Origin of the sequence: Gramella sp. Hel_I_59 (assembly GCF_006714895.1) — a bacterium.
Lineage (GTDB): Bacteria > Bacteroidota > Bacteroidia > Flavobacteriales > Flavobacteriaceae > Christiangramia.
In genome coordinates, this window is record NZ_VFME01000001.1 from 569,379 (window position 1) to 592,195 (window position 22,817).

Annotated in this window: 21 protein-coding genes and 1 pseudogene; 11 read left to right on the plus strand and 11 right to left on the minus strand. The window is 36.7% G+C overall.

What is annotated here, in order from left to right:
- Window positions 1-4: 4 nt before the first annotated feature.
- The 8 genes from JM79_RS02610 (at window position 5) to JM79_RS02645 (ending at window position 9,946) form a co-directional block, all read left to right on the plus strand.
- Window positions 5-2,134: an AAA family ATPase gene (locus tag JM79_RS02610; RefSeq protein WP_141876676.1), complete on the plus strand. Its 2,130-nt coding sequence runs from the start codon at window positions 5-7 to the stop codon at window positions 2,132-2,134.
- Between the two features lies 1 nt (window position 2,135).
- Window positions 2,136-3,929, plus strand: coding sequence for an ATP-dependent helicase (locus JM79_RS02615; RefSeq protein WP_141876677.1), 1,794 nt, complete (start codon window positions 2,136-2,138; stop codon window positions 3,927-3,929).
- A 201-nt stretch (window positions 3,930-4,130) separates the two neighbouring features.
- The gene (locus tag JM79_RS02620) at window positions 4,131-4,967 is read left to right on the plus strand and encodes a DUF932 domain-containing protein (protein ID WP_141876678.1); all 837 of its coding nucleotides are present in this window, start codon (window positions 4,131-4,133) and stop codon (window positions 4,965-4,967) included.
- Window positions 4,968-5,618: 651 nt separating this feature from the next.
- On the plus strand, window positions 5,619-5,969 hold the full coding sequence (ssb, locus tag JM79_RS02625) for a single-stranded DNA-binding protein (protein ID WP_141876679.1): 351 nt from the start codon (window positions 5,619-5,621) through the stop codon (window positions 5,967-5,969).
- Between the two features lie 74 nt (window positions 5,970-6,043).
- Window positions 6,044-6,493, plus strand: a complete 450-nt coding sequence (locus tag JM79_RS02630; RefSeq protein WP_141876680.1) for a JAB domain-containing protein — start codon at window positions 6,044-6,046, stop codon at window positions 6,491-6,493.
- Window positions 6,494-6,936: 443 nt separating this feature from the next.
- Window positions 6,937-7,317 carry a BfmA/BtgA family mobilization protein gene (locus JM79_RS02635; RefSeq protein ID WP_185739450.1) on the plus strand — a complete coding sequence of 127 codons (381 nt, stop codon included), beginning with the start codon at window positions 6,937-6,939 and terminating at the stop codon, window positions 7,315-7,317.
- Window positions 7,318-7,328: 11 nt separating this feature from the next.
- Window positions 7,329-8,360, plus strand: coding sequence for a MobB family relaxase (gene mobB, locus JM79_RS02640; protein ID WP_141876681.1), 1,032 nt, complete (start codon window positions 7,329-7,331; stop codon window positions 8,358-8,360).
- 5 nt (window positions 8,361-8,365) lie between these two features.
- Complete coding sequence (locus JM79_RS02645) at window positions 8,366-9,946, plus strand: type IV secretion system DNA-binding domain-containing protein (RefSeq protein WP_141876682.1); 1,581 nt, start codon at window positions 8,366-8,368, stop codon at window positions 9,944-9,946.
- A gap of 1 nt (window position 9,947) precedes the next feature.
- Here the strand turns inward: JM79_RS02645 and JM79_RS16290 are convergent.
- Window positions 9,948-12,802, minus strand: a pseudogene (locus JM79_RS16290) (TrlF family AAA-like ATPase).
- Between the two features lie 183 nt (window positions 12,803-12,985).
- Between JM79_RS16290 and JM79_RS16195 the strand changes: the two are divergent.
- Window positions 12,986-13,147, plus strand: a complete 162-nt coding sequence (locus JM79_RS16195) for an ATP-binding protein (RefSeq protein ID WP_260443358.1) — start codon at window positions 12,986-12,988, stop codon at window positions 13,145-13,147.
- 178 nt (window positions 13,148-13,325) lie between these two features.
- On the opposite strand, the gene JM79_RS02665 is transcribed toward JM79_RS16195, so the two are convergent.
- From JM79_RS02665 to JM79_RS02695, 7 genes are read right to left on the minus strand one after another with little or no spacing between them, the layout of a single operon-like run.
- Window positions 13,326-13,697 carry a hypothetical protein gene (locus JM79_RS02665; RefSeq protein ID WP_141876685.1) on the minus strand — a complete coding sequence of 124 codons (372 nt, stop codon included), beginning with the start codon at window positions 13,695-13,697 and terminating at the stop codon, window positions 13,326-13,328.
- 7 nt (window positions 13,698-13,704) lie between these two features.
- Window positions 13,705-14,562 (minus strand): DUF4138 domain-containing protein, encoded by an 858-nt coding sequence (locus tag JM79_RS02670; protein ID WP_141876686.1) that lies wholly within the window; start codon window positions 14,560-14,562, stop codon window positions 13,705-13,707.
- Window positions 14,559-15,488, minus strand: coding sequence for a conjugative transposon protein TraM (gene traM, locus JM79_RS02675; protein ID WP_141876687.1), 930 nt, complete (start codon window positions 15,486-15,488; stop codon window positions 14,559-14,561). The genes JM79_RS02670 and traM overlap by 4 nt, the downstream gene beginning before the upstream one ends.
- Window positions 15,469-16,092 (minus strand): conjugal transfer protein TraK, encoded by a 624-nt coding sequence (locus JM79_RS02680; RefSeq protein WP_141876688.1) that lies wholly within the window; start codon window positions 16,090-16,092, stop codon window positions 15,469-15,471. The genes traM and JM79_RS02680 overlap by 20 nt, the downstream gene beginning before the upstream one ends.
- 11 nt (window positions 16,093-16,103) lie before the next feature.
- Window positions 16,104-16,946 (minus strand): hypothetical protein, encoded by an 843-nt coding sequence (locus tag JM79_RS02685; RefSeq protein WP_141876689.1) that lies wholly within the window; start codon window positions 16,944-16,946, stop codon window positions 16,104-16,106.
- A gap of 1 nt (window position 16,947) precedes the next feature.
- Entirely contained in the window at window positions 16,948-17,523 is a 576-nt protein-coding gene (locus JM79_RS02690) for a conjugal transfer protein (protein WP_141876690.1), read from the minus strand.
- 4 nt (window positions 17,524-17,527) lie between these two features.
- Window positions 17,528-19,930: a TraG family conjugative transposon ATPase gene (locus JM79_RS02695; RefSeq protein WP_141876691.1), complete on the minus strand. Its 2,403-nt coding sequence runs from the start codon at window positions 19,928-19,930 to the stop codon at window positions 17,528-17,530.
- Window positions 19,931-20,001: 71 nt separating this feature from the next.
- Between JM79_RS02695 and JM79_RS16295 the strand changes: the two genes are divergently transcribed.
- Complete coding sequence (locus JM79_RS16295) at window positions 20,002-20,184, plus strand: hypothetical protein (RefSeq protein WP_185739452.1); 183 nt, start codon at window positions 20,002-20,004, stop codon at window positions 20,182-20,184.
- 19 nt (window positions 20,185-20,203) lie between these two features.
- On the opposite strand, the gene JM79_RS02705 is transcribed toward JM79_RS16295, so the two are convergent.
- Window positions 20,204-20,491 (minus strand): hypothetical protein, encoded by a 288-nt coding sequence (locus JM79_RS02705; RefSeq protein WP_026914603.1) that lies wholly within the window; start codon window positions 20,489-20,491, stop codon window positions 20,204-20,206.
- A gap of 189 nt (window positions 20,492-20,680) precedes the next feature.
- Here JM79_RS02705 and JM79_RS02710 point away from each other — a divergent pair, with 189 nt between their 5' ends.
- The gene (locus tag JM79_RS02710) at window positions 20,681-21,322 is read left to right on the plus strand and encodes an N-acetylmuramoyl-L-alanine amidase (protein WP_141876693.1); all 642 of its coding nucleotides are present in this window, start codon (window positions 20,681-20,683) and stop codon (window positions 21,320-21,322) included.
- Between the two features lie 96 nt (window positions 21,323-21,418).
- Here the strand turns inward: JM79_RS02710 and JM79_RS02715 are convergent, their stop codons facing one another.
- A complete protein-coding gene (locus JM79_RS02715) occupies window positions 21,419-22,081 on the minus strand; it encodes an ATPase (protein WP_141876694.1) in 663 nt (220 codons plus the stop codon).
- Window positions 22,065-22,817, minus strand: a complete 753-nt coding sequence (locus JM79_RS02720; protein ID WP_141876695.1) for a hypothetical protein — start codon at window positions 22,815-22,817, stop codon at window positions 22,065-22,067. The genes JM79_RS02715 and JM79_RS02720 overlap by 17 nt, the downstream gene beginning before the upstream one ends.

Sequence of the window (22,817 nt, forward strand, 5' to 3'; positions counted from 1 at the left end):
ACCAATGTACATATCCAATGTTTCCATAGTCAATTACAAAAGTTTTAGAAATGCCAAATTTTCGTTCAAAGAAGGCATCAATACCATCATAGGTGAAAATGGATCTGGAAAGACCAATTTATTTCGCGCCATCCGTTTGCTATTGGATGATAATTTGTTGAGAATGGCGTATAAGTTGAACAAGGATGATTTCAATAGGCATTTAGGACCCTGGCAAGGGCATTGGATAATCATAAGTATTGAATTTAGCGACCTTTCATCTGAAGAAGAAATTCAGGCGTTGTTTGTGCACGGAACAGGGGATGCGTCAGAAGAAACCTTGACCAAGTCAACATATACCCTTCTCTTTAGACCAAAACCAGATATTCGGTTACGGCTTTCAGAATTGGCAGAGGGCGATACGGACGGCTTGAATGCTATACTTGACGAGCTATCCATAGACGACTATGAAACGAAGTTCACAGGTAAGAGTACAGTAGACTTTAATGACGAGGAAGTTTATAAGGACATTGTCGGTGATTTTGAAAATGTAAAGTTTCGTTTTCCCGATGATGCATCCAAAATAGGTATCTTGATTCCGCATCAATTATCAATTTTAAGAGAAATATCGTTTACGTTCATTATAGCTTTAAGGGATGTAGTTTCAGATTTTCACAACAATAGAACAAACCCACTTTTGACATTGTTGAAAGCCAAAAGTGAAGATATTGATGAGGATGAATATGCGAATATTTCAAACCAAGTATCCGACCTAAATGAATCAATTGAACAACTTCAGGATGTATTGGATATTACCGATAATATCTCTCAGACCATAAAAGAAACAGTAGGTGAGACCTATTCGCCTTCATCCCTAAGTATCAAATCAAGCCTTTCAGACGAAGCCAACAAACTACTACAATCCTTAAAATTGTTTATAGGGGAACCTGGCGAAGATTATGAGGGCAGTATCCACGAATTGAGCCTTGGTGGTGCCAACCTCATTTACCTGACCCTTAAATTATTAGAATTCAAATATCAAAAAGCAGATGAAACCTTCGCAAATTTTCTTCTTATTGAAGAACCAGAAGCGCACATTCATACGCACATCCAAAAATCCCTTTTTGACAAGCTCGACTATGGTGATACACAAATAATTTACTCAACACATTCCACCCAGATTTCAGAAGTGAGTAATCTTTCTAATATCAATGTACTTAGTAAAAAAAGAAACTTTGCCGTAGCCTATCAACCAGCAAATGGTTTGGATGAACCTAGAATTGTAAAACTTGAACGCTATTTGGATGCCATCAGAACGAACTTGCTTTTTGCAAAGGGTGTGGTTTTGGTTGAAGGCGATGCTGAAGAAATATTGATACCATTACTTATAAAGAAGGTGCTTGGGTTCAGTCTTGATGAAATAGGTGTAAGCGTCATAAATATAAGAAGCACAGGTTTCGAGAACATTGCCGATATTTTCCACGATAACAGAATTCAACGCAAGTGTGCTATTCTTACAGATTTGGACTTTTCAATTGTTGATACGGCCATAAAAGAAGATGACTCTAAGGCTATCAAGAAGTTCAAGAAAAAATGTTCTAATTCCGAAATAAAAGGTCAAGAAAGACGAGATAATCTTACGGCTTATACTAATGGTAACCCTTGGATAGAAGCTTTTTATGCAGACTACACCTTTGAAGTAGACTTTCTTTTATCTAATAACTCAAGTGAAGTAATCGAGATAATTGACCAAGTTTACTCTGACCCAACAACCATTAAAAAGGCAAAGAAAGAATTAAAATCCAAGGATGTTTCTATTTCAGGCAGAAGGATCTTAAAAATGGCCAAACAAGAAGGTAAAGGTTGGTTTGCAATTCTTTTGGGGAAAGGAATCGCCTATGACACCTATGTACCAAGGTATATTTTAGAGGCAGTTTCTTTTGCTACACCAAAAATGAATCGTGAAATCATTTCGGAAATTTTTAATTACAGAATTAAAGAAAATTATAAAGCTGATGATAGCCTCGATTTTAGGGCTTTTACAAAACAAGTTAATAGATATCGCAAAAGTGAAATAGAACTACCTGAGTTAATTGATGAATTTGAAACCTTACTTCTTGATGACGCAGCTTTAACATTTTTAAAATTGCTTTGATATGTTTGTCTGGACCGATAAAGAACTAAATGACGAGCAAAGTGCTGTCGTAAAAGACAATGACAACATTTTACTGGTTGCTTGCCCTGGAAGTGGAAAAACAAGAACGCTTACCTATAAAGTTGCCAATGAACTGTCAAACCTAAATTCTCACAAAAAATTTGTAATTGCCATAACCTACACCAACCGTGCTGCAAACGAAATAAAGGAACGTATTGAGCTATTAGGTGTCCCAACTGACCAATTATGGATAGGAACCATTCATGCCTTTTGTAATGAATGGATTCTTAAACCTTATTCATCTCTTTTGGAAAAGCTCAAATTTGGATACCGGATTATGGATGCCAATGAGTCAGATAATCTAATAAATGAAATGTGCAAAGGCTACGACAAACCCAAAATCACACTTTGGGATTGTGGCCACTACGCAACTGTAAATGGTATTGTTCAAGTTATAAGCTCGGGATATAAATATGAGTGTGTCAGTTCGGTTTTACAGGAATACTTCACTTATTTGGACGAGCACAATTTCATAAGCTATGAGCTTATGCTATTATATGCCCATCAGCTGCTTGAGGAAAACCCTATTATTGGGAACACTCTTTCCAAACTGTTTGAAATCATACTTGTTGATGAATACCAAGACACCAAAGAAATTCAATACCACATTATTTCCAAGATATGGAATTCAGCTCAGAATAAAACAAGGGCACTAATTGTAGGTGACCCTAATCAAACTATCTATGGTGGTCTAGGTGGTTATCCAATCAAAAAATTAGAACTGGAAAAACTTTCGGGTTTAGAATTTAAAAGGTTGGAACTAGAACAAAATTACCGCAGTTCCACATCGATTGTCAATTATTTTGATAAGTATAAAACTATAGAAAATATAGTTGTCGCATCTGGAAAGGAAAAAGATTTCGACAGCATCATTTCATTTAACAATCAAGTTCACGTAGAAAATTTGGTAAAAGAAATAAGCAGATTACTCAAGCACAATGTAGAAGTTTTAGGTATTGACACCAATGAAATATGCATTCTTGGACCACAATGGATACATTTAGCCCCTTTATCAAGAAGCTTAATGATTGAAATGCCAGAGTACAGTTTTAATGGGCCAGGTATGGCACCTTTCTCAAGAGATTTAGAAAATTTTTGGTATAAACTTTCCCGTATCGTTCTTACTGAAGCTTCACCGCGAATGTATCTTAGGCGCTTGCGATGGGCAAATGAAATTTTAAATGAGTTGGAAGATTCAGGCTTTAATGTTGATGATATCAATCACAAATCCATTTTAAGGGTTTGTAATAGTATACAAATTGAAGAAACAGAAGGTTTGTTATATCTACAATTATTTTTTGAAACGTTTCTTGAGGAACTTGGCATTGACCTATCTACAAATATTTCTTTAACCGAAAGTTTCGCTTCATTTTTTGATAGTGCCAGAAAACGCATTGAAAAAATTAAAAAAGAGGGCAATGACTTCATTGAGCATATAGATAGTTTTAAAAAGGTATTTCAACAAAAGGATGGCACTACTATTTCCACAATCCACGGTGTAAAAGGTGCAGAATTCGATACGGTAATAGCTTTTGGTTTACTTGAAGGCTACGTTCCACATTCCAAAGATGAAAATGGAACTGAAACTGCCAATAGAATGTTATATGTGGTTGGGTCTAGAGCACGGAAGAACCTTCATTTGATTTCAGAAACTGGCAGAAAAAACTGGAAAGGCGAAACTTATGTACCTACTACTGTACTTTCTCTAGTCAAACATCAATATGATACCATATAGGTATTTATTGATAGTATCTTCTTTTTTGGGTTATCAATCAATAGTTGGGCAAAGATAAACTCGTAAAATACTTCCATCAAAAGACTACGGCATAAAGCCATCGCGCCATCCTACGCTTATTTATTCCGTTTCCTTTTGAGCTGAGATTTTAGCTTCCGTTTGGGTTATGCTCAAATATTGTTTAATCTAAATTCAAAAGCTATGTATTTACAAAATTTGCAACAGGATGAAATCTTTGTTCCATCAGGAATGAAATCCTTAAAAAGTCTGACCCAGATGGAATCCCGACAAGGGCTTGAAAATGCCATTATATCAAACGGCAAAATCGTCAATGTGGTATCAAATAGCTACGGACACATCCCTAATCAACTATTCTTCAAGAAAGCTGAAGAAATGCTGACCGATGCACAACTGAATTTCCACAAACGCACTATCAATAAAAACGACAGGTCATTTATTACTGACTTTATTATCGATGATAAAAGCCAGTTTACAGTCAAGAATGATGAGGACTTGATACTACCGATGCTTCGGTTTAAAAACTCTTATGATGGAAGTGAGAAGACCTCTGGCCACTTCGGGTTTTATAGAGAGGTGTGTTCAAATGGTCTGCACGTTTCACAAGTGGAAATTGAGTTTTCCATCAAGCACAGTAAGAACAATACTCACCTAATTATGCCGAGGCTAAACAATCTATTCGATAAATTTCTGACTAATGAATTCTATACCATTACCAAGAATTTTGACAAGATGAAGGAATTTAAAATCATCGATATACAGGAATTTGTGAAGGCGATTCTCCACAGAACAAAATTGTTTAGATACGAATGTAGCGACAAGAATAGCGACCCATCAAAAAAGTCTCGTGAAGTCATCGAAATCTTAAACTACGAAGCATTGTTGCTCAATGAAGAACCAAATCTTTGGTTGGGCTACAATGCATTCAATTCAGTACTACACAACGTCCTAAAGAAAAGCTTTGGCCAACAAGAACGGTTGGATAAAAAGCTGTTTGATGAAGTCTATGCTATGGCATAAAATAAATAAAGGTTTATCCAGTACCTCAAACTGGATGGCTAAGTATATAACAGACGGTTACACCCAAATTCACTCAGCACATTCCCCTGCAATTCGCGAAAAGCTTCATTACGGGCAAAGAGCTTCACTAGAAAGGTCTTGGACACAATCCCCAATTTCAGCTTTCCATTCCGTTAACCCATCCCGCCATGCTGGGAAGGAACACTACATTCCCGAGCCTAAATCGTGAATTAAGTCCGCTAAATAGGAATTCCATTTATTCATTTGATGCTATTTCCTATGTTTTAATATTTCACAAACGCCTTTAGAATTACTCCCGCACCCTCACTGTCATTCCCTTTTTTTAATAGCAAAATACCAACATTCGGAAGTTGAACGCACTGCATAAGCCAGTCGTACCTCCTTTTTATAAGTCCTTATCAATTCCAAATATTGAAAATGTATCAGCAACAAAAAAAGGTAACAGCGAGGGCGCTATAGGAAGTAAATCTAAAATGAATCTTATAAAAACATTCAAAAGGAAGTCGCACCAAAAAAAACAAAAAAGGAAAACGCTCCAGATATAATAAGTAAATCATTTAAGAAAAATAATAAAGCAAACTATCTGAAAGGTTCAGGTGGCATAATTAGTAATCTTTAAATCTTTTAATCATGAGTACTTTAAAAAATCACGTACAGTTAATTGGAAATGTCGGACAGGATCCACAAATCACGAACCTCGAAAGCGGTAAAAAAGTTGCCCGTTTTTCACTCGCCACTAATGAGTTTTATAAAAATGAAAAAGGCGAAAAAATACAGAATACCGAATGGCACACTATCGTGGCCTGGGGAAAAACTGCAGAAATTATTGAAAAATATGCCGGAAAGGGTAAAGAGATTGGAGTAGCTGGAAAACTTAAATCCCGTAACTATGAGGATAAAGATGGAGTAAAACTGTATGTAACCGAAGTAGAAGCCAACGAAATTCTTTTACTAGGTGTAAAAAATGGCGATAGCCAGTAATAATAAAATAAGAGGGCGGGTACTTGTTCACGGTAACGCCCTCTTTTAATTATCAACCCTTTAAAAAGTCAATAATGAAAACTAAAGTTAATGAAATCTCAATAAAATATCAGGGAAATTTTAAAATCTCTCAGGCTCCTAAAATTACTTCTTCGTTGAGTGCATCCGAACTATTATTTAGTGAGTGGAATAAAGACCAGATAGGACTGCAAGAATGCTTTAAAGTTATGCTTCTTAATAATGCCAATAAGGTTAAAGGAATCTATGAAGTTTCTACGGGTGGAATTACCGGCACATTAGTAGATTTGAGAATTCTTTTTGCGGTAGTTCTAAAGAGTTTGACTACCTCTTTTATTTTAGCACATAATCATCCCAGCGGAACTTTAAGACCGAGTGAAGCAGATAAAAGGCTTACAGAAAAAATAAAAAATGCTGCTGTGTTATTTGATATCAAAGTCCTTGATCATTTAATTATTACTCCAGACGGCAATTACTTCTCTTTTGCAGATGAGGGACTGTTATAATAGAACTTCCTTATAAATTCTAAAAAGATCTGATTTTTCAGGTCTTTTTTATGGAATCTATTTTTCACTGAAATTGTAAAAAATTGTATCTTTAAAAAGCTGAAATTCAGCAGATATAATTTTTATAGCTATCCTAATTTGGACTTTCGCTGATAGCTGTATCCATCTATAATTTACAATTTGGAATTATTCGAATTCCTAAAAAAGCAATTTGTGTATAAGCAAATTGTATCTAATTTTGTCCGCTGTGCGGACGAAAATGGAATAGCAAGAGGGTAACACGCTGCGCGATGTTACGGATTCCATTTACGCTTTAATCAACTGATTATTAGTCGTTTATAATCAGTCGATATTTCAAAGTTTCTACAATTTGCGTCAAACAGCTTGAAATAGCCAGTAAACAGGGATGGATTTACGTCAAATCTTTAAAAAAGCGAAAGAAAATGGATTCATTCATTACAATTAGGTTTAAACGGAAAACTGCCAAACGTTTTCAAGAATTTTCGAAAATACACTTCAAGTCACATACTGAAGCAATGTCAACTATTCTCGATTTTTTCTTCTATAACGAAATTTCGCCAAAGGAAAAATTAGGTCCAACGGGACGAACAATTGAAGCAAAACTTTTAAAAAGAATTAACGCAGTTATCGCCATAATGCGAGACGTGGAAAAGACACAAACGAAACCGACGGTAGCGATGATTCAATCCCTTTTTGAAACAGAAGAACCTACAAAAAAACCGCTGATTGTAGAGAAGAAATATGCCGAAGAAAAAAAGGAAGTACGCTTTCGCGAAAAGCAAAACCCAAGTAACCAACTTTAATTTTTTGAACTATGTACATCACAATAACACCTCAAAAGTTGGGTACTAATTATTCACAAAGTTCAGCTGATTTTGTGGGCTATTTAGAGAAAGAAAACGAGGGTCTAGAACAGCAAGATATGGAACACTTTTTCAATCAATATGGCGATGAAATTTCCGCTGAAGAAGTGGTAAAAGAAATCGATGGAAACACCGCTAAATTGAAAAAGAAAGAACCCAAGTTTTATTCGATTACGGTCAGTCCGTCAAAGTACGAATTACGAAAACTTCAGAACAATAAGCAAGATTTAAAAACCTACACTCGTGAGTTGATGAAGGATTATGTTGCCAGTTTCAATCGAGAAATTCACGGAAGACCCATAACCATAGATGATATAAAATACTTCGCTAAAATTGAACATCAACGAACCTTTAAAGGAACAGATTTTCAGATTAAAGAGAATCAACCTTACGCTTCAAAAATTCTTCAGCTAAAAACTGAAATCCGAAATGTTCAAGAAGGAAGAGCTGAAGGGAATATTAAAAGTTTGAAAAGGGAAGTAGCAAAATTGGAACGCCAAGCACCGCATCAACAAAACGGAAAACGGATTGTCCAGGGAATGCGAAAAGATGGTAACCAAAGTCATATCCATATCATCGTGAGCAGAAAGGATGCTTCAAATTCGGTTAGTCTTTCTCCAGGAAGCAAACACAAAGCTTCGGAAGTTGAAATTCATGGTAAAAAGGTAAAGCGCGGTTTTGATAGAGATACCTTTTTCGCGAAAGCGGAAAAAACGTTTGACAAGACTTTTGACTATAAACGCAATTTTGCAGAATCCTATAAAGCCCGAAAGGATTTTGTAAAGAATCCTAATCTATACTTCGCCGCCTTGATGAAGTTGCCAGCCAATGAAAAAGCATTGGCTTTCAAAATGATCACAAAAACGGGATTGCCCATATTGCCAAGTATTCCAATTAGTCAAGCACAAATTGCACTTCGGGTTTTCAAGCATTTAAGACGTGGGGTAGAAGTGGCCATTAAATCAAGTTCCATCGGAATCTAATTGATATGGAGATAGATAATCTTATATCGGTACTTTCAATTCTTGGTTTATCCAGTATGGTTTTCTATGCGATGTTTCGGTTAAGCAAGTATGCGTTTCTTCTGAATATCGCAATACTTTCATTTCTCATTTTCTCTATTTCTGAATTGAACGAATTAGTATCAATATTGCTGTATCTGGTATGCCCGCTAATGCTAATTAATATAGGGTTTTATGTCTTTCTTCATAAAACTGAAAACGTACAGAATGGCGATAGAAAATATCAAGTCAATTTTGCTACGACCAAAGGAAATTTCAAATTGGATAATATCAAAAGGGGCGCATCCATAATAGGTTCTGCCGGAAGTGGAAAGACCGAAAGCGTGGTGTATGGCTTTTTAAAACATTTCCAGAAAGAACACTTTTGTGGAATTATTCACGACTACAAGGATTTTGAACTGACGGAAATGGCATTTCCACTTTTTAGGGATAGCGATATCCCGTATAAGGTCATTTCCTTCGATAAAATCATCCACAGGGTAAATCCTATCGCACCACGTTATTTAGAGAACGAGGAAAGCGTAAATGAGGTGTCAAGGGTATTAATTGAAAATCTTCTGGAACAAAGAGAAAGTGGAACAACTGGAACAACCAAATATTTTAATGATGCAGCTGAAGGTTTGATTGGTGGTTTGATTTGGAAGCTGAAAACCGACTATTCCAAATACTGTACGTTACCACATTTGATAGCGATTTATCAAATATTGGACACGGATAGCCTTATTCAGTTTTTGGAGACCAACACCACATCGAGGGCAATGGCAGATGCATTTATTAGTGGTAAGGATTCTGATAGGCAGACCGCTGGTGTAAAAAGCACCTTGGCCAATGCGCTGAAACGAATTAGTACACAGCGCATATTTATGGCATTATCCGCAGATGAAGTGCCACTAAATATTAATAGCGAGGATAATCCAGCAATCATTTCAGTAGTAAACAATCCAAAATATGAAACATCCTATTCGCCTGTTGTTGCAACCATTATTCACACTATTACCAAGCAAATGAGCGTACGCGGTCAGAGACCGTCTTTTTTGTTGATGGAAGAAGCACCTACCATCCGATTACTGAATATGCACCGCATTCCGGCAACGCTCAGAAGTTATGATATTGCTACTGTTTATGTAATGCAGGACAAAGTTCAGAATGATATTATGTATGGCGATAAGGCAAGCAAAGCGATTTTGAGCAACCTATCCTACCAGTTCTTCGGAAAGGTCAATGACCCAGATACGGCTAAATATTACGAGCGTTTTTTTGAAATCATTAAAGACCCGACGAAAAGTATCAGTCGTGGCCATAATCTCGATTTTGATACTCGTATTACGACTGGCGAAAAAGAAATCCCAAAGATTAGAGCGAACGTTTTTTTTAGATTGAAACAAGGCGAGTTTATTACCTATGCTGATGGTAAGGATAAGAAAGTTCAATTTAAATTAGCCCGAATTCAACGGCAGCTTCCTAAAGAATCCAAGCAATTTTCTCAAGCGGATTTAGCGGCTAATTTTGAAAAGGTTTATAATGAGGCGAGGTCGATATTTGGATAAATCAAAAGCCATACTTATCCTTTCTTAGCCTAAATGCCTTTTCACCACCTTCCATAACTGACGTAATTTCGTTCTTTATTTCTTTCGCATCAATAGCACCTTCTGCTTTAATAACACCCCTTGTTTGTGAGCTGGCATCCTTATAATCACAGCAGATAACTAATTCAGCATCGCCATTAACTACTAAATTGGCATTATGGCTTGTGAAGACTAATTGTCTTTTCTTTTTTGCGTTCCAAATATTTCGGATTATCGAATCAATAGCTCGATTATCAATGTCGTCTTCTGGCTGGTCAAGTAACAAGGGCATTCCTGGTTGATTAAGTAGAACTGTAAGAAGTGCAGTAGCTTGTTGTCCAGCAGAAGCATCTCGAAAAGGAATTTCATCGCCGAGCTCATTATTGGTTGTATAAAAAAATTCCGGATTGAATTCCAATTCGGTTGCTGTTAATTGCAACCAATCATCGGTTGAAATTTTAGACTGAATTTTTAGTTTATGGTCTTCGGTAAAACCTGTTGAATCTAAAATTGGCGTTAAAGGTAAATCTTCTGGATTATCTTCGTCCAGCTTAAATTCAGCTAATAGTCTTAGTTCTTCGGAAACGGATATGAATTCAGAAATGGGGTCTGCTTTACTGCGAACATTTTCCAATAGTGCATCTATTCGTTCTTCTCTAATCCTAGTCCCTTCAAGTATTGAACGCAATTTTTCCTTGAAATTCGCAAGATTAATGTTCTTAGTAACTACTGCTTTTATAAGGTTGTTTGACAAATCCGTAAAATTTGTTGCTTGATCATTCAAGACACCAACTTTTTCTATATGCAGGTTTTTCCATTCTTCCTTATAGGTGTTATAATCATTCTCAGGATTTCCAAGCTCTTTAATCACAGATTTTCTTTCAGCAACTAAACTATTTATCTCGGCCAGACGGTTTTCAAGTTTTTTTATGTTCGATAATTGCTCTTGACTTGATTGGGACTTACCCTTGGCTGTTTCATATTCAGAATTAAACAAGGTTTCCTTATTTTCCCATTCTTCTACAATTTCATTGTAAGCCTTCAGTCCACTTTCGCTAAAAACATCCTTCAATATTTGAACAGCATCGTTGATGTTCTTAAATTTTGTTTTGATTTCGGTATCGAGCTTACTTATTAAATCCTTATTTTCAACATCATCAAGGAAAGGTTCTATAGGCTCTGGGTACAACTTCAAAAGTTTAATAAGTTCGTCTGTTTTGGAATCAAAAAGAGTCAGTTCAGATTCAGTATTCTCTATTATTGCTTTTCTAACTCAAATCTAGATTTCTTATCAATCGTTTTTTGATCAACTTCTGAAATACCTTTCAACGATTCCCGAATACCCTTTACCTGTCCTTCTATAGAACTTCCTTCAATATTAAAATTGGCTATCTCGTTCTGTACTTTTTTCTTGCGAACCAATTGGTTATAGGAATTTTTTAGTTTTAGATTCGTTTCATCTAAATTGTATGAGATCCGCTCTAAGCTACTTTTTATAGGTTGCTCAATGAATCGCTTAAGCTCTTCTGTTTTTACACCTACATCGCTTAGCTGTTTCTGACTGTATGATTGGATAGGCAGCACCTTACGGATATCCTCTTCACTAACTTTTTGAAATTCATTATCCCCGATTTTTAAAAGTATTTCTCTGCTTGCAGAATTTCTTTTAACGATATGGCGTACATCGTTTTTGACCATCGTTATTCGCACCTCACCACTAACAGCGGTCAATGTTTTCCTGATCAGGGTGTCTCTTCGATTCTGAATAATATCCAGCTCTTCGTAATTACCAATTTTTACTGTTTGGTCGCACAGTCCCCATCTGATGTATTCTAATATGGTTGATTTACCCGTTCCTCTTCCACCAATTAATGCGTTATACTGCTGGTTAAATTTGATATTAAAACTTCCTAAAAATTTTGAGTTTGTAACATCGATTGCTTCAATAAATATTTGTGGCATTTCTGGTTCGGCCTGGGATATTCTGGATTCTTTGGCCAAACACGCTTGCCTAATCGCCTCTGCGGTAGGTTCAGCCCATTTTACCCAAGTAGAATATTTTCCAAATTCACGTCCGTCTTCATACCTATTATCAGATGTAGAGACAAGGCCTATACTTTTATTACCGTAATTAACATCGCCACCATTAATTTTATTCTGATATCCCGATTCTTGCGAAATTTCTTTATCAACATAACCACCAACACAGGGCATTTTAATGTAATGCTCTTGGAAGCCTTGGCGTATTATTGAATGTTGATCACCTTTACCAACATTAGGTAGAACAATATATCTACCCTTGCAATAGTTTACTTCATCTAAAACTTTGTGAAGCTGAGATAGGTTATTGATTACCTCTTGGGAAATTCTTTGGGTTTGAACTGTCTGCCTATCGAATTTATCTGTAGGTTGTATACCGATAAAATTAAGAACAGAATTAAGATGTGTATCTTCGAAATCAGCGTCAAAAATAATTATAACTTGACTTGCTGGATTGGAAAGGCTGAGTTCAATACCTGGAAAGACTGTAACCATTTTTTCTGGTTCGCCCATCAATTCGTGTATTTCGTTCTGCTCTTTGGCAACTTTTCTTAAATGCTGGACAAAGACCACGTCGTGATGGTCAGTCATTGCGATGGCATTGATTCCAGAGTTACTTATTTTATCCAAGTATTCTTTACAAAATTGTTCTCGATTGTCTTCGATTTCCTGTTTTTCGATTTGTGATAAATTTGCTATTTGCTCAGCGTTTACACCAAAACGAGCACCTGTCCAATTAATGTCTCTTGGGCTCTGTACTTGAAAATCACATCTATAAAATTTTGCGCCTTTGTCCATAAAGTGTTTGATTTTTACAACCGCCAAAGTTAATTAACATTTTGAGTATTTTAACATTTCAATCCAGTTTAGTTTTTACAATCATGTTCTTATATTCGGAATAACTGTAGTCTTTTTGCAACCGTATGCATCTATCCTCACAATTTAATATCATTATCTTTACTGTCCGATTTTATTAAAACAATGACAGAAACAAACCGCATAGAGTATAAAAGAGAATTGTCCGATGGACTTGAAAAAGATTTTATTGCATTTCTGAACTATCTTGAAGGTGGCATTATCTATATCGGTATTGATAAGGAAGATAACACTTACGGTTTGGCTGATGCGACGGTGACCAATTAAAAATTAAAGACAGGTTGAAGAACAATATTTGTCTTTCAGCTTTGGCTATTTATGAATTTGCCGTTGGTAAGCACATTTCAGCTATAAAATAAAGGTTTTTTAATACGTCAGGGAGATACAAGAGGTTATTGGGAAATAAATCTCGATAAGAACTGATAAAGCTTAAAATGAATTTTTTTTAAAACGGCGCTTTGTCCTTTGAGCCTCTTGCAGTAGCCAGCCATTTGCCGTCCTGTTTAACTAGTTTAAAAACACCAGGCGTTTTATCATAAGCTGTGGTATATTTTACCCAAGCCACGTCACCCATAATCGTATCCTGCAAAACAGTAAAGTTGGAATCATCCTTTACCGTAGCATTAAACATATTTATGATGTTCATATAATTTGCATAGCCTTCAGGTGTGGAATTTGCTTTTAAAGTCTCTTCATCTTTTTCATAAAAGCTTTCAATAACAATTTGGGCTGTGGCACTTGGCCCCGAGATTTTGGTTTCAGAATCAGCACAAGAAAGTAACAGCGCTATGAGCGAGAAAACAACAAATTTTTTCATATCAGTATTAATTTGGGTTATTAATATATCTATGCGATAGTTTGATTTTTATATTTCGTTCGCCATCCTTTTCATTCAATTCCAAAATTGCCCTCCGGTCATTGGATAGTGAAAATTTGGGCAGCACATAAACAAAGCGAGCCGTTTCATTTTCCATAATCTTAGAAGGCAGATTATGTTTATATATCGGTTCTTGATAAAGCCGTTGCAATGATTTTCTTTTCCCTTTTTGTCTTGTTTCAATCGAAAGGTTCAAGAAATTCAAATTGTAATCCAACGTAGAGGTATTTTCAATCTCGATAACAAAATAGAGTTCATCCTTATCAAAAACAATGTTCTCTACGGTCAAGATAATACCTTCATTTCGTTTCTTGATGCGTCCTATACGCTGTTTTCTATTGAGAATATATGAGCAGAATTTTTGGTAATAATAAGTGCTGTTATCTACAAATTCTTCAGATGATTTTACAAGAACCAAATCCTTTACAATCTGTATTTCATTACCGATACTATTGGATAAAGGAATGAAATAATTGAGCTTAGAAAGCTGTTTTTTATACATTACAATATACGAAAAAATCGAACCATTTCTATTGATTACCAGTAGATTACTTTCCTTACCCGGCTTCGCTTGAAGAAGGCCAAAATACTGTTCTTTTTCACGATTGTAAGTAAATACAAAATTGTCAGAACCGGTTATACCTTGGCGGATAGGTTCTGGGAAGAATAGCGCAACATTCTTAGTGTCGTTGGCATAAATAGTGTCAAGTGGTATGGGTTGTTGTTGTGCTGTAGCCTGTGCCGAGCAAAGTCGAGGTGCGAAAGTATAAACAAATCCAATTAGTATTAAGATAAAAGTTTTCATAGTTTAGGCTTTAGAATTAATCTGTAGTTATTTAATACGGTTACTTTAACATTGCGATTGTTTCGCCTTAGGACTTTTGTGACACCACCTACTTGCGGAATGGTAGGTATGTTAATGTCACCAATAATATCGTCCAAAACTTCGGTGGTGGCTTCTGCCCTGAAATTGTTCTGTACGTAGATGCCCTCGCTACCATCTGATAAATCAAAAGCCTTAAGTTTAGTAGGGTGGTGCTGTATGTTCTCAATTTCAATGAGCGCTCGGTTGGGCTGAAAGCTGATAAATCCAAACACAGGTGTATTCTTGGGCATCAGCTTACCATTGATTGTAGCAGTTTTGATCAGTCGCATTCGCAATCTGGTATTCGCTTTTACGACTTGGTCGCCATCAACGACCACATAAATTGCTTCATCTGTATTGCCGATGATTGAAACTTCGTTGGGTTTAAGCGCAGCAGCAAAGAACAATTGATGTTCCAATCCCAATTCTTTCGCTTGGATTTTTTGTTCTCGTTTTACTTCTACAGAATCAATCTTTGAAACCGCTTTGCGAACAGTTCTTTTCTGTCCCAAGTTTTGGTATCGCTTTTCTGAATATTGGATCTTACCAGCTTCATATATGCTATCTACGATACGCTCTTTTTCGCGATCTGGAAGATCTGGGTCGTAAAATCCCAAGGAATCAATCAGTTTTTCATCGTAAATGCTGGGCGCATTATTTTCACGTACTTTCTTCAAGTCGTTAATCGCATCAAGTTTGGAATCATACTCTTTTTGATCTTCTTCTAAATCTGGAACTAAGGTTTGCTTAAGGTTTTCAGTTTCACTTTCATCATCGCCCATTACCATTACGGAATAAGAAATGATGAATATTACAATCACGGCCAATACTGCTGCAAATACTATTTTATTCTTTTCTACTTTCATCGTTTAGTTTTTTTAAGGTGTTCTCGAAATATTTGGTAATCAATAATCCGTGTGGATTGTTGGGGAAGTTTCTGTTAACCGTAATCAAGTTTCCGGTGGAAACCAACTCATAGGTGTCGATGATTGAACCTCTATTGATTTCAAAAATGGTGGTTGTTGTAAAACTATACGAGCCATTATTTTCAGATAGTCGTGAATCGATGCTCAGTACTTTTTGAACCAAGGAATACTGAAGCAACCTGTTGTAAACACCATCCGCTTTTTTCTGGCGGTAGAGATTGTCCACGGAACTATTGCCCAACCACAATGCCTTTTCCAAATTACGTTCATAATTACTCGCATCTATGTTATAGAAGTAGTTATGGAACAGATCCAAATGTGCTAAAGCTTCAACCCGAAAATTTTCCTTTTGGGTTACGAGCTTCAGCGGAATTATACTGCCATCGGTATTGATAGCAAAGGCACTATTGAGGGCTTTTTGATTGGTGTTGAATACCATCCAAACCGAAAATGTGCTGGATAGTAAGGCGCAGACAACTACTGCCAAAACGATAAACCGATTCAATTTTAGGACGCTGTAAATGTTCTTGTAAGGTGTTTTCATTCTGAAAATAATTAGTTGGTAAATAGTCTTAGCGTAAATGACGTGGCACGTTTATATAGGGTGAATTTCAAGAAAACAATAAAACCTACTGATCCCAACTGAACTACAGGTGCAAAAAAGCCCTGGCCAACCTCTGTCCCAAAAAGGTTGACCCAAAAATTAGTGTTGATTTCCGTATATATGGCATTGATAAATATATTGACCAGAAAGAAAGCTGGCACGAGCATAAACACCGCTGCATATAGTTTGAAGAACGTGTAGGCGAGCGAACGAAACTTTTCAAAAACTGCAAGGCTAATGACCAAAGGAAAAAATGCTTGCATTATTCCTAAAAGGAAGAAGCGCTCTGCTAAGAATAGCGGGTAGATGAACAAATCCAATATCCAAAGTAGGGTAGTTAAGATAAATGCCAATATTTTAAAACCGTATAAAGGTGTAACCAGGGCTTCATATAAAAGTGTCATCGCTGAACTTGCGGCATCAAAAAGACTTACGTCTTCCTCTAAAGGAATATCCTGCATTTGCAAAGGCAGTAATGCTGGTGCTGTTCCTCGATATTGTTCTTCAATGGCGACTAAAATCCCGTCAAAAAATCCCAATACCTGAGTTGAGAATATGACCAAGATGACAATGGTAAAATTCTTGACCAATTCAACAGGACTCAATCCCCAAGTGTGACCGTCCTTCTCTGCAACGCCTTCGTTATACTTTTTAAGGATGTTGACCAAAAAGAACAAGACAGCGAGCGTTTTCATTCCCGCAATTGTGTATTGCGAAAAATTGCTGGTCTGTATGGTCTGGAAAACGGTATCGATATATTCCAGACCAATTCCTAAGAGAATGGTCGCGGTCATTTTAGTAGAATGTTTCTCGGTTATTGACTTTATCTTGCATCTTTCTGAAAGAAATAATGTCTCGATAGCGTTTTGTTTTTGTAGTTATGTTGGAAACCATCTGCTTTGATTCAAGCTCCTTTGCTTTTAAGATTTCAGCACGTTGTGCATCGCTCATTTTGAGATAATCGCTGGACAGGACTTCATCAATAAAATCTACCGTCTCCAATGAGTTTTGAACAATAGCATCAAAAGATTTTGCAACCCTTGAAACTTCCTCTGGTTTGATGTAGGGCGAGTTGAGTATGTCCTGTACATCGTTCTGCATTACGGTGATAAGGCGCTGATTGTTCTGTCCAATTTCCTCAACTGCTCTAAGCTGCTGTACCACACTTGATACTTTCTCAATGCTCTCCTTTGCATCTTTTAAGAATTTTACAGACTTAATCATTTGAGCTGTCTGTTTACCTGATTCTACAAGTTGTTTTACCAAGCTGATAAAATTGGTATTGTCATAAGTGGGCATTCCCTGACACGCAGCGCGTGTGGGCAATAAAAAGATGAATGCCGTTGCGATAATTAAAATTTTTGTCTTCATAATATTATGTTTTAGCTGCGAATTGAATTATTGCTTTTTGCATATCCTGATGCTCTTTGTAGAGCTTCATTATTTCCTCATTTTCTTGTCCATCGGTCAAGTAAGCTGCATATACTTCCTTCGGAACTTCCAGACGGAAGATGTTACTTTCTCTGCCAATTTTGATAAACATTTCGGTGTACTTCCGTGGACCGGAAAGATTGTTATTGATTGATTTTAATTGGTTCAAATCGTGGCTGGATAGATTGAGACGTTTGACCAATTCGTCATAGCCTTTTTCATTATTCAGGCTATAAATGACCTGCGTGTTTTCAAGAATACTCGCTGAAGTGGAATTTTTCGGAAGCTGATTAATGGATTGAAGAATGATACCGATAGCTCCGTTCTGTTTTCGTATTGCTTGGTAGTAGAATTCGACACTTTCCAGGACATTTTCAAACTTTAATTGTTTTGCAAACTCATCAAAGAGGATAATGCCTTTTTCTGCTCTATTCTTCCAGATGGTTCTTTGGATAGCTGACTTAATCAGTTTTAACATTACAGACAGGATTTCCTTATTGTCCTTCACTTCATCCAGTTCAAAAACAATCAAACGCTTGTCCTCAATTTTATAGGTCTGATCTTCGCTCACTTCAAAAAGGAAGCTATATAGACCATCCCCGACATATTCTGACATTACGTGCAAGAAGCTCGTCACATTGAAATAATCGGGATGGATTTTTAGGCTGATCAGAAGATCTTCCTGATTCCTTTCTATAAAGCTGTAGAAACCATCCAGTGAATGATTTTCTGAAGTGCTATCGTAATAATGACGCAGTATTTTTTTGACTGATACCAATTGTGCCTTTGTAACCTTTAAGTCTGAAGCAAACAGTTCAAAGAGGAACACGGACAAATCTTCCAAACGTTCTGGTGTAAGGTCATTAGTGTGGCTAATGTAAAATGGATTGATACCAAGGTTCTTTCCACTTTCGTAGCGAAGCACCGTATATTCTTCAGGATAGAGCTTTGCAAACTTGGTATAAGAGCCACCTAAGTCGATAATGACCAGGCGAACGCCAATTTCAAAATATTGACGTAGAATGTTATTTGCCAGAAAAGATTTGCCTTCACCAGTTGGTGCAAAAATGGCGAAGTTTCGTGCCTTTATTCTTTTCTTCTTTTCGTCCCAAACATCCTTTAAAACAGGAATGTTATGCTCACGGTCATTAAAAATGATTCCGGTGTTATCACTTTTGTAGTTAGTGTTATTGATAAAAAGACAAAGTGCGTGTTTTAAGTCAGTTACATATAAATCGTTATTTGAAAAATTGGACGAAAAACAGCAGTAACTATTTAAAATATAGTTTTTACGTTCTTCGCCTCTTGGGTAATACGGGATGATATCCAGTTCCTTAAATTCCGTCTTTATTTTTGAAGTTATTTTGTCGAGCTCTTTGGCTTCCTTTGCCCAATAGATAATATTGAGATGACCACGAATAATTCGGGCATTATCATCAGCATTGATTTGGTCAAGGATGTGTTGGATTTTACCAAGCACTACTTTATTTTGTGAACCAAAGTTTGAACTTTTGTTTAGTTCCTCAACCTTCTTATCGAGTAGCTTACGCCATTTTTGTTTGTCATCCAAATAAAGAATTTGATTGACAATGTGGTTCTCGTTAAGCGTAAGCCCTATGCCATCAATAAACCCTTGATGAAATACAAAATCGTCAGAAGTGAATTTCTCATTGGTTTTGCTACTCTGTACACTTTCGCCAAAGCACAGTTCGCTGTTGATGGCCAGGGCCTCAAAATGGTTTTCGCCAATATTGACGCTTTTTTTATCAAGTAAAATATCGGTGTCGTAACCTTCATTGAAGCCATTGAAGTAGGCACTTGTTAGTTGCCAAATATCTTTCGCATTAAGCGAAACAAAATCCATCTTTCGGCTGTTATTGATAAAGGAAACTGAATCACTTACCGAGTTCGTGAAGCTCTTAATATTATCATCCAGTTCCTGTACGATTTCTTTTGAAACTTTCCTGAAGGGATTGACATATTTCGGATTGTTGAGTGCCTTGTTTTTAGTCAAGATGAAGAATAAATAACAGCTGTGCTCAATATGCCCACGACCTTTAAAATGCTCGTGGGTAGCCTTTTCCAGAAAGGTTGAATTCGGAAGTTGTTCTGAAGTATATGATTTCTTGAGGTAGATATCCTGCTTGTGAACCACAGTACCAACTGGCAATGATTTCAAAGCCTGAAACCAAGCAGCGTGCATATCTTCAAAATCCTTTTCAGAAAGAGAGTATATTTCTGGTAGATTCCCTTTATAGCATATGACAACGTTACCATTGTTGGCAAACACGATGTTGTCCTGAATATCTGCGATGGGTTGATATGCTGAAATGTTAATCTTGTTCATAATCAAAGCCTGAGGTTTTTTTGTTACTCATTATTTTTGGGAAAACATTTGCCATTTGAAAAATTTGTGGATTGTGTGTTATCCTCGTCAGCACCACAAATAAGGAAGCATTGAGTACCAATACTCCTATTATTATCCCAAAGCTGAAAGAGAAAATGATGATGAGCAACGAAGCCAAAATGGAAACCATCATCAAGGCAAACAGGGAAATGGACAGTCCAAAAATGACAGCCCGTTTCCGAATGTTTTTATAGACTTCGAACCGCTTCATCTTTAAACTACGATTCCTATTAAGTATGTGAAGATGCCGACTACTGCACCTGCAATTAGTACAAAGACTAGTATTCTTGTTATCCCTTTTTTGAGGTCCGCATTTTCGCCGAAGAAATGTCCAGCATTAAATAGGAAGCCAACCAAGAAGATAACACCCAATAAAATCGGAAAGATAGTCCTGATGGTATCGCCAACATCGTTAACGGAATTTTCTATGCCACCAATTTGAGCAAAAAGGGAAGTGGATAAGAGCGAAAGAATGGACGCTAAATAGTGTGATTTTTTCATAACGGAAAAATTTAGATTTTAAGTTCATTTTTCATTATTAGAATTTACATATATTTGATTGTAAATAACTGAAAATCAAATAAACGTGAATAAAATATCCTTTGATATTGTTTGAATTTCAATGTTATTATTTGACATCAAATTCTATGGATTTCTATAGGGAAGTTGTTAATAACCTGAAAATTGGAAATGAAAAATCTCCTCAAAAACGTCAGTTTTGTGATTTTGCTCCTGAAAATGTGTCTCATTTTCGGGCAGGAAGTCGATGTTCAAAGGAGAATTGTAATTGATGTTGGACACGGTGGAAAAGATGCCGGTGCAATTGGCGTAAATGGCATCCAAGAAAAGGATGTGGTTTTGTCGATTGCAAATGCTATTTTGAAGCTGAATAATGAATTGAAAAAGCCTTTGGATATTTATTTAATCAGGTATAGTGATACGCTTATTTCTTTATCGGACAGAACCAAGCTTGCAAAAGCTTTGAAAGCAGATTTGTTTATTTCGCTGCATTGCAATCATTCGGATAATCCAAATGCTAGAGGAATTGAGGTGTTTGTGGCAAACTCCAATTCACAATATTCAGAGGATGCCACTTGGTTGGCTTTTCAATCGCAAGCTGCACTTAATAAGGAATTAGGATTTGATAGTAGGGGGGTGAAGTTTGCGAATTTTCAGGTGTTGCGGGGAACTATAGATTATTGTCCTGCTGTTTTGATCGAATTGGGTTTCTTGTCCAATCACGATGAGGGCAACTTTATTTCAGAGAACAACAATATTGAACACATCGCACTATCGATATTATCATCTATTCAAAAATCAATAGAATTATGAAAGATATTTTTTTAGAGTTAACGAAGAGCTTGAAGGAGATTGTACTACAGTTTGTTTCAGAAGTGATTTTATTGTGTAAATCCTTTAAAAGCTAACTTACTTCCGCTTATCCCCAGCCTTCATATCGAAAGCAATCAAATTAAACAGCCCTCGCATACGACTACGCACACGGTTACCGTAGCGTTCTTCCAGTTCCTCGGCATTTAGGTTGGTAGTGGCGTGAGTTTTGATTTTTTGCTTTGTTTGGAGGTAAAGTTCATACCGCGATAAAAGTACTTCGCCCATCACATTCAGATCCTTACCGTAAAACCTTCCTAACGGTTCTACACCAAGATCGTCAAAACAGAAGAATTTCGTGTTTCCATAATCCTCGATAGTCTTAAAACCAAGATGGTTAAAACTGAACGTCACATTTCGGCAAGGGATCATTTCGTAAGGGCGTTGCAACGGTACTAAATGTCTTAAAAGTTTCATTAGGCTGGTTTTACCACAACCTACAGGACCAGAAAGTAGAATACCTTTGTCAATGTCAATCTCAAATTTTTCACAGTTGTCTTTGTCCTTGATGAAATAGGAACAGAGCTTCAACAAAATATCCTTATCCTCATCGTAAATCCTGAACTTGTCGCCAAAGAGCAATTTGCCCTTGGCATTCAAGTAAATCAAGATTTTTGGGAAATCGTAGAGAACACTTTTACCATCAAATCTTCCGAGCGAATATTGCACGCCGCCTTCGGTTATTTTAGAGGGGTTGTCCATAATCTTTGGTTTTACTGGTTTTGAGATTGTCTCGATTTTGGGACGCTCCCGCTTTGTTTGGTGTGTTTTTTTTGTCAAACAATTCGGTCCTATCCATCCAGTTTTTGGCTAAGGCATGCCAATCCCTGATTGTTTTTCCATCGCTTGTTTTCCAATGGTTTGCTTCATAATGCGCAAAGAATTTTTTTCCTTCATCAGCATTAAAATATTTTTCAACAAAAAAATCTAAAACGGCCTGCCTGCCCTTTGGCTTTTTATTAATATTTACCTGTTTGTTATTGTTTATATTAGATACCAGTGCTTGTCCACTCACGGGACGGTGCGGGTACACAGCTTGTTCGTTGTTGGGATGGTGCTGGTACACTACTGGTTCTCGTGTGGGATGGTATCGTTCCGCAAGTTGTTCCAATTCGGGATCATACTGTCCTATATTCGGTTCATCAGTAGTCCCTATAATGGACATCTTGATTTTACTTCCTTTGTAAGGATTGTTGGACGGAAAATAGGAAAGATAATCCCACAAATCGAGGTCGGTCACGCACCGATGGTACGTCGATTTTGAACCGATCTTGGCCACACGCATCAAATCGCGACGGTTTACATAAAATTCATTGGCAAAGCGGCTGCTATTCCATTCTTGGAACAACGCCATATAAAGGCTGATATGGGTAGGGTTTAGGCGGTCATCAAAATGGAACTTCTCAAAAGCCGCATTAAGTTGCTTTATATAGTTCAT

What these genes read in the sequence shown, in the direction of transcription:
- JM79_RS02670 (WP_141876686.1), bottom strand. Translation starts at nt 14,562, where the DNA reads ATGAAAACTTTTATCTTAATACTAATTGGATTTGTTTATACTTTCGCA.
- JM79_RS02720 (WP_141876695.1), bottom strand. Translation starts at nt 22,817, where the DNA reads ATGAACTATATAAAGCAACTTAATGCGGCTTTTGAGAAGTTCCATTTT.
- JM79_RS02630 (WP_141876680.1), top strand. Translation starts at nt 6,044, where the DNA reads ATGAAAACTAAAGTTAATGAAATCTCAATAAAATATCAGGGAAATTTT.
- JM79_RS02690 (WP_141876690.1), bottom strand. Translation starts at nt 17,523, where the DNA reads ATGAAGACAAAAATTTTAATTATCGCAACGGCATTCATCTTTTTATTG.
- JM79_RS02695 (WP_141876691.1), bottom strand. Translation starts at nt 19,930, where the DNA reads ATGAACAAGATTAACATTTCAGCATATCAACCCATCGCAGATATTCAG.
- JM79_RS02665 (WP_141876685.1), bottom strand. Translation starts at nt 13,697, where the DNA reads ATGAAAAAATTTGTTGTTTTCTCGCTCATAGCGCTGTTACTTTCTTGT.
- JM79_RS02620 (WP_141876678.1), top strand. Translation starts at nt 4,131, where the DNA reads ATGTATTTACAAAATTTGCAACAGGATGAAATCTTTGTTCCATCAGGA.
- JM79_RS02705 (WP_026914603.1), bottom strand. Translation starts at nt 20,491, where the DNA reads ATGAAAAAATCACACTATTTAGCGTCCATTCTTTCGCTCTTATCCACT.
- JM79_RS16195 (WP_260443358.1), top strand. Translation starts at nt 12,986, where the DNA reads ATGACAGAAACAAACCGCATAGAGTATAAAAGAGAATTGTCCGATGGA.
- JM79_RS02715 (WP_141876694.1), bottom strand. Translation starts at nt 22,081, where the DNA reads ATGGACAACCCCTCTAAAATAACCGAAGGCGGCGTGCAATATTCGCTC.
- JM79_RS02710 (WP_141876693.1), top strand. Translation starts at nt 20,681, where the DNA reads ATGAAAAATCTCCTCAAAAACGTCAGTTTTGTGATTTTGCTCCTGAAA.
- JM79_RS02615 (WP_141876677.1), top strand. Translation starts at nt 2,136, where the DNA reads ATGTTTGTCTGGACCGATAAAGAACTAAATGACGAGCAAAGTGCTGTC.
- JM79_RS02685 (WP_141876689.1), bottom strand. Translation starts at nt 16,946, where the DNA reads ATGACCGCGACCATTCTCTTAGGAATTGGTCTGGAATATATCGATACC.
- JM79_RS02610 (WP_141876676.1), top strand. Translation starts at nt 5, where the DNA reads ATGTACATATCCAATGTTTCCATAGTCAATTACAAAAGTTTTAGAAAT.
- JM79_RS02680 (WP_141876688.1), bottom strand. Translation starts at nt 16,092, where the DNA reads ATGAAAACACCTTACAAGAACATTTACAGCGTCCTAAAATTGAATCGG.
- mobB (WP_141876681.1), top strand. Translation starts at nt 7,329, where the DNA reads ATGTACATCACAATAACACCTCAAAAGTTGGGTACTAATTATTCACAA.
- JM79_RS02645 (WP_141876682.1), top strand. Translation starts at nt 8,366, where the DNA reads ATGGAGATAGATAATCTTATATCGGTACTTTCAATTCTTGGTTTATCC.
- JM79_RS02635 (WP_185739450.1), top strand. Translation starts at nt 6,937, where the DNA reads ATGGATTCATTCATTACAATTAGGTTTAAACGGAAAACTGCCAAACGT.
- ssb (WP_141876679.1), top strand. Translation starts at nt 5,619, where the DNA reads ATGAGTACTTTAAAAAATCACGTACAGTTAATTGGAAATGTCGGACAG.
- traM (WP_141876687.1), bottom strand. Translation starts at nt 15,488, where the DNA reads ATGAAAGTAGAAAAGAATAAAATAGTATTTGCAGCAGTATTGGCCGTG.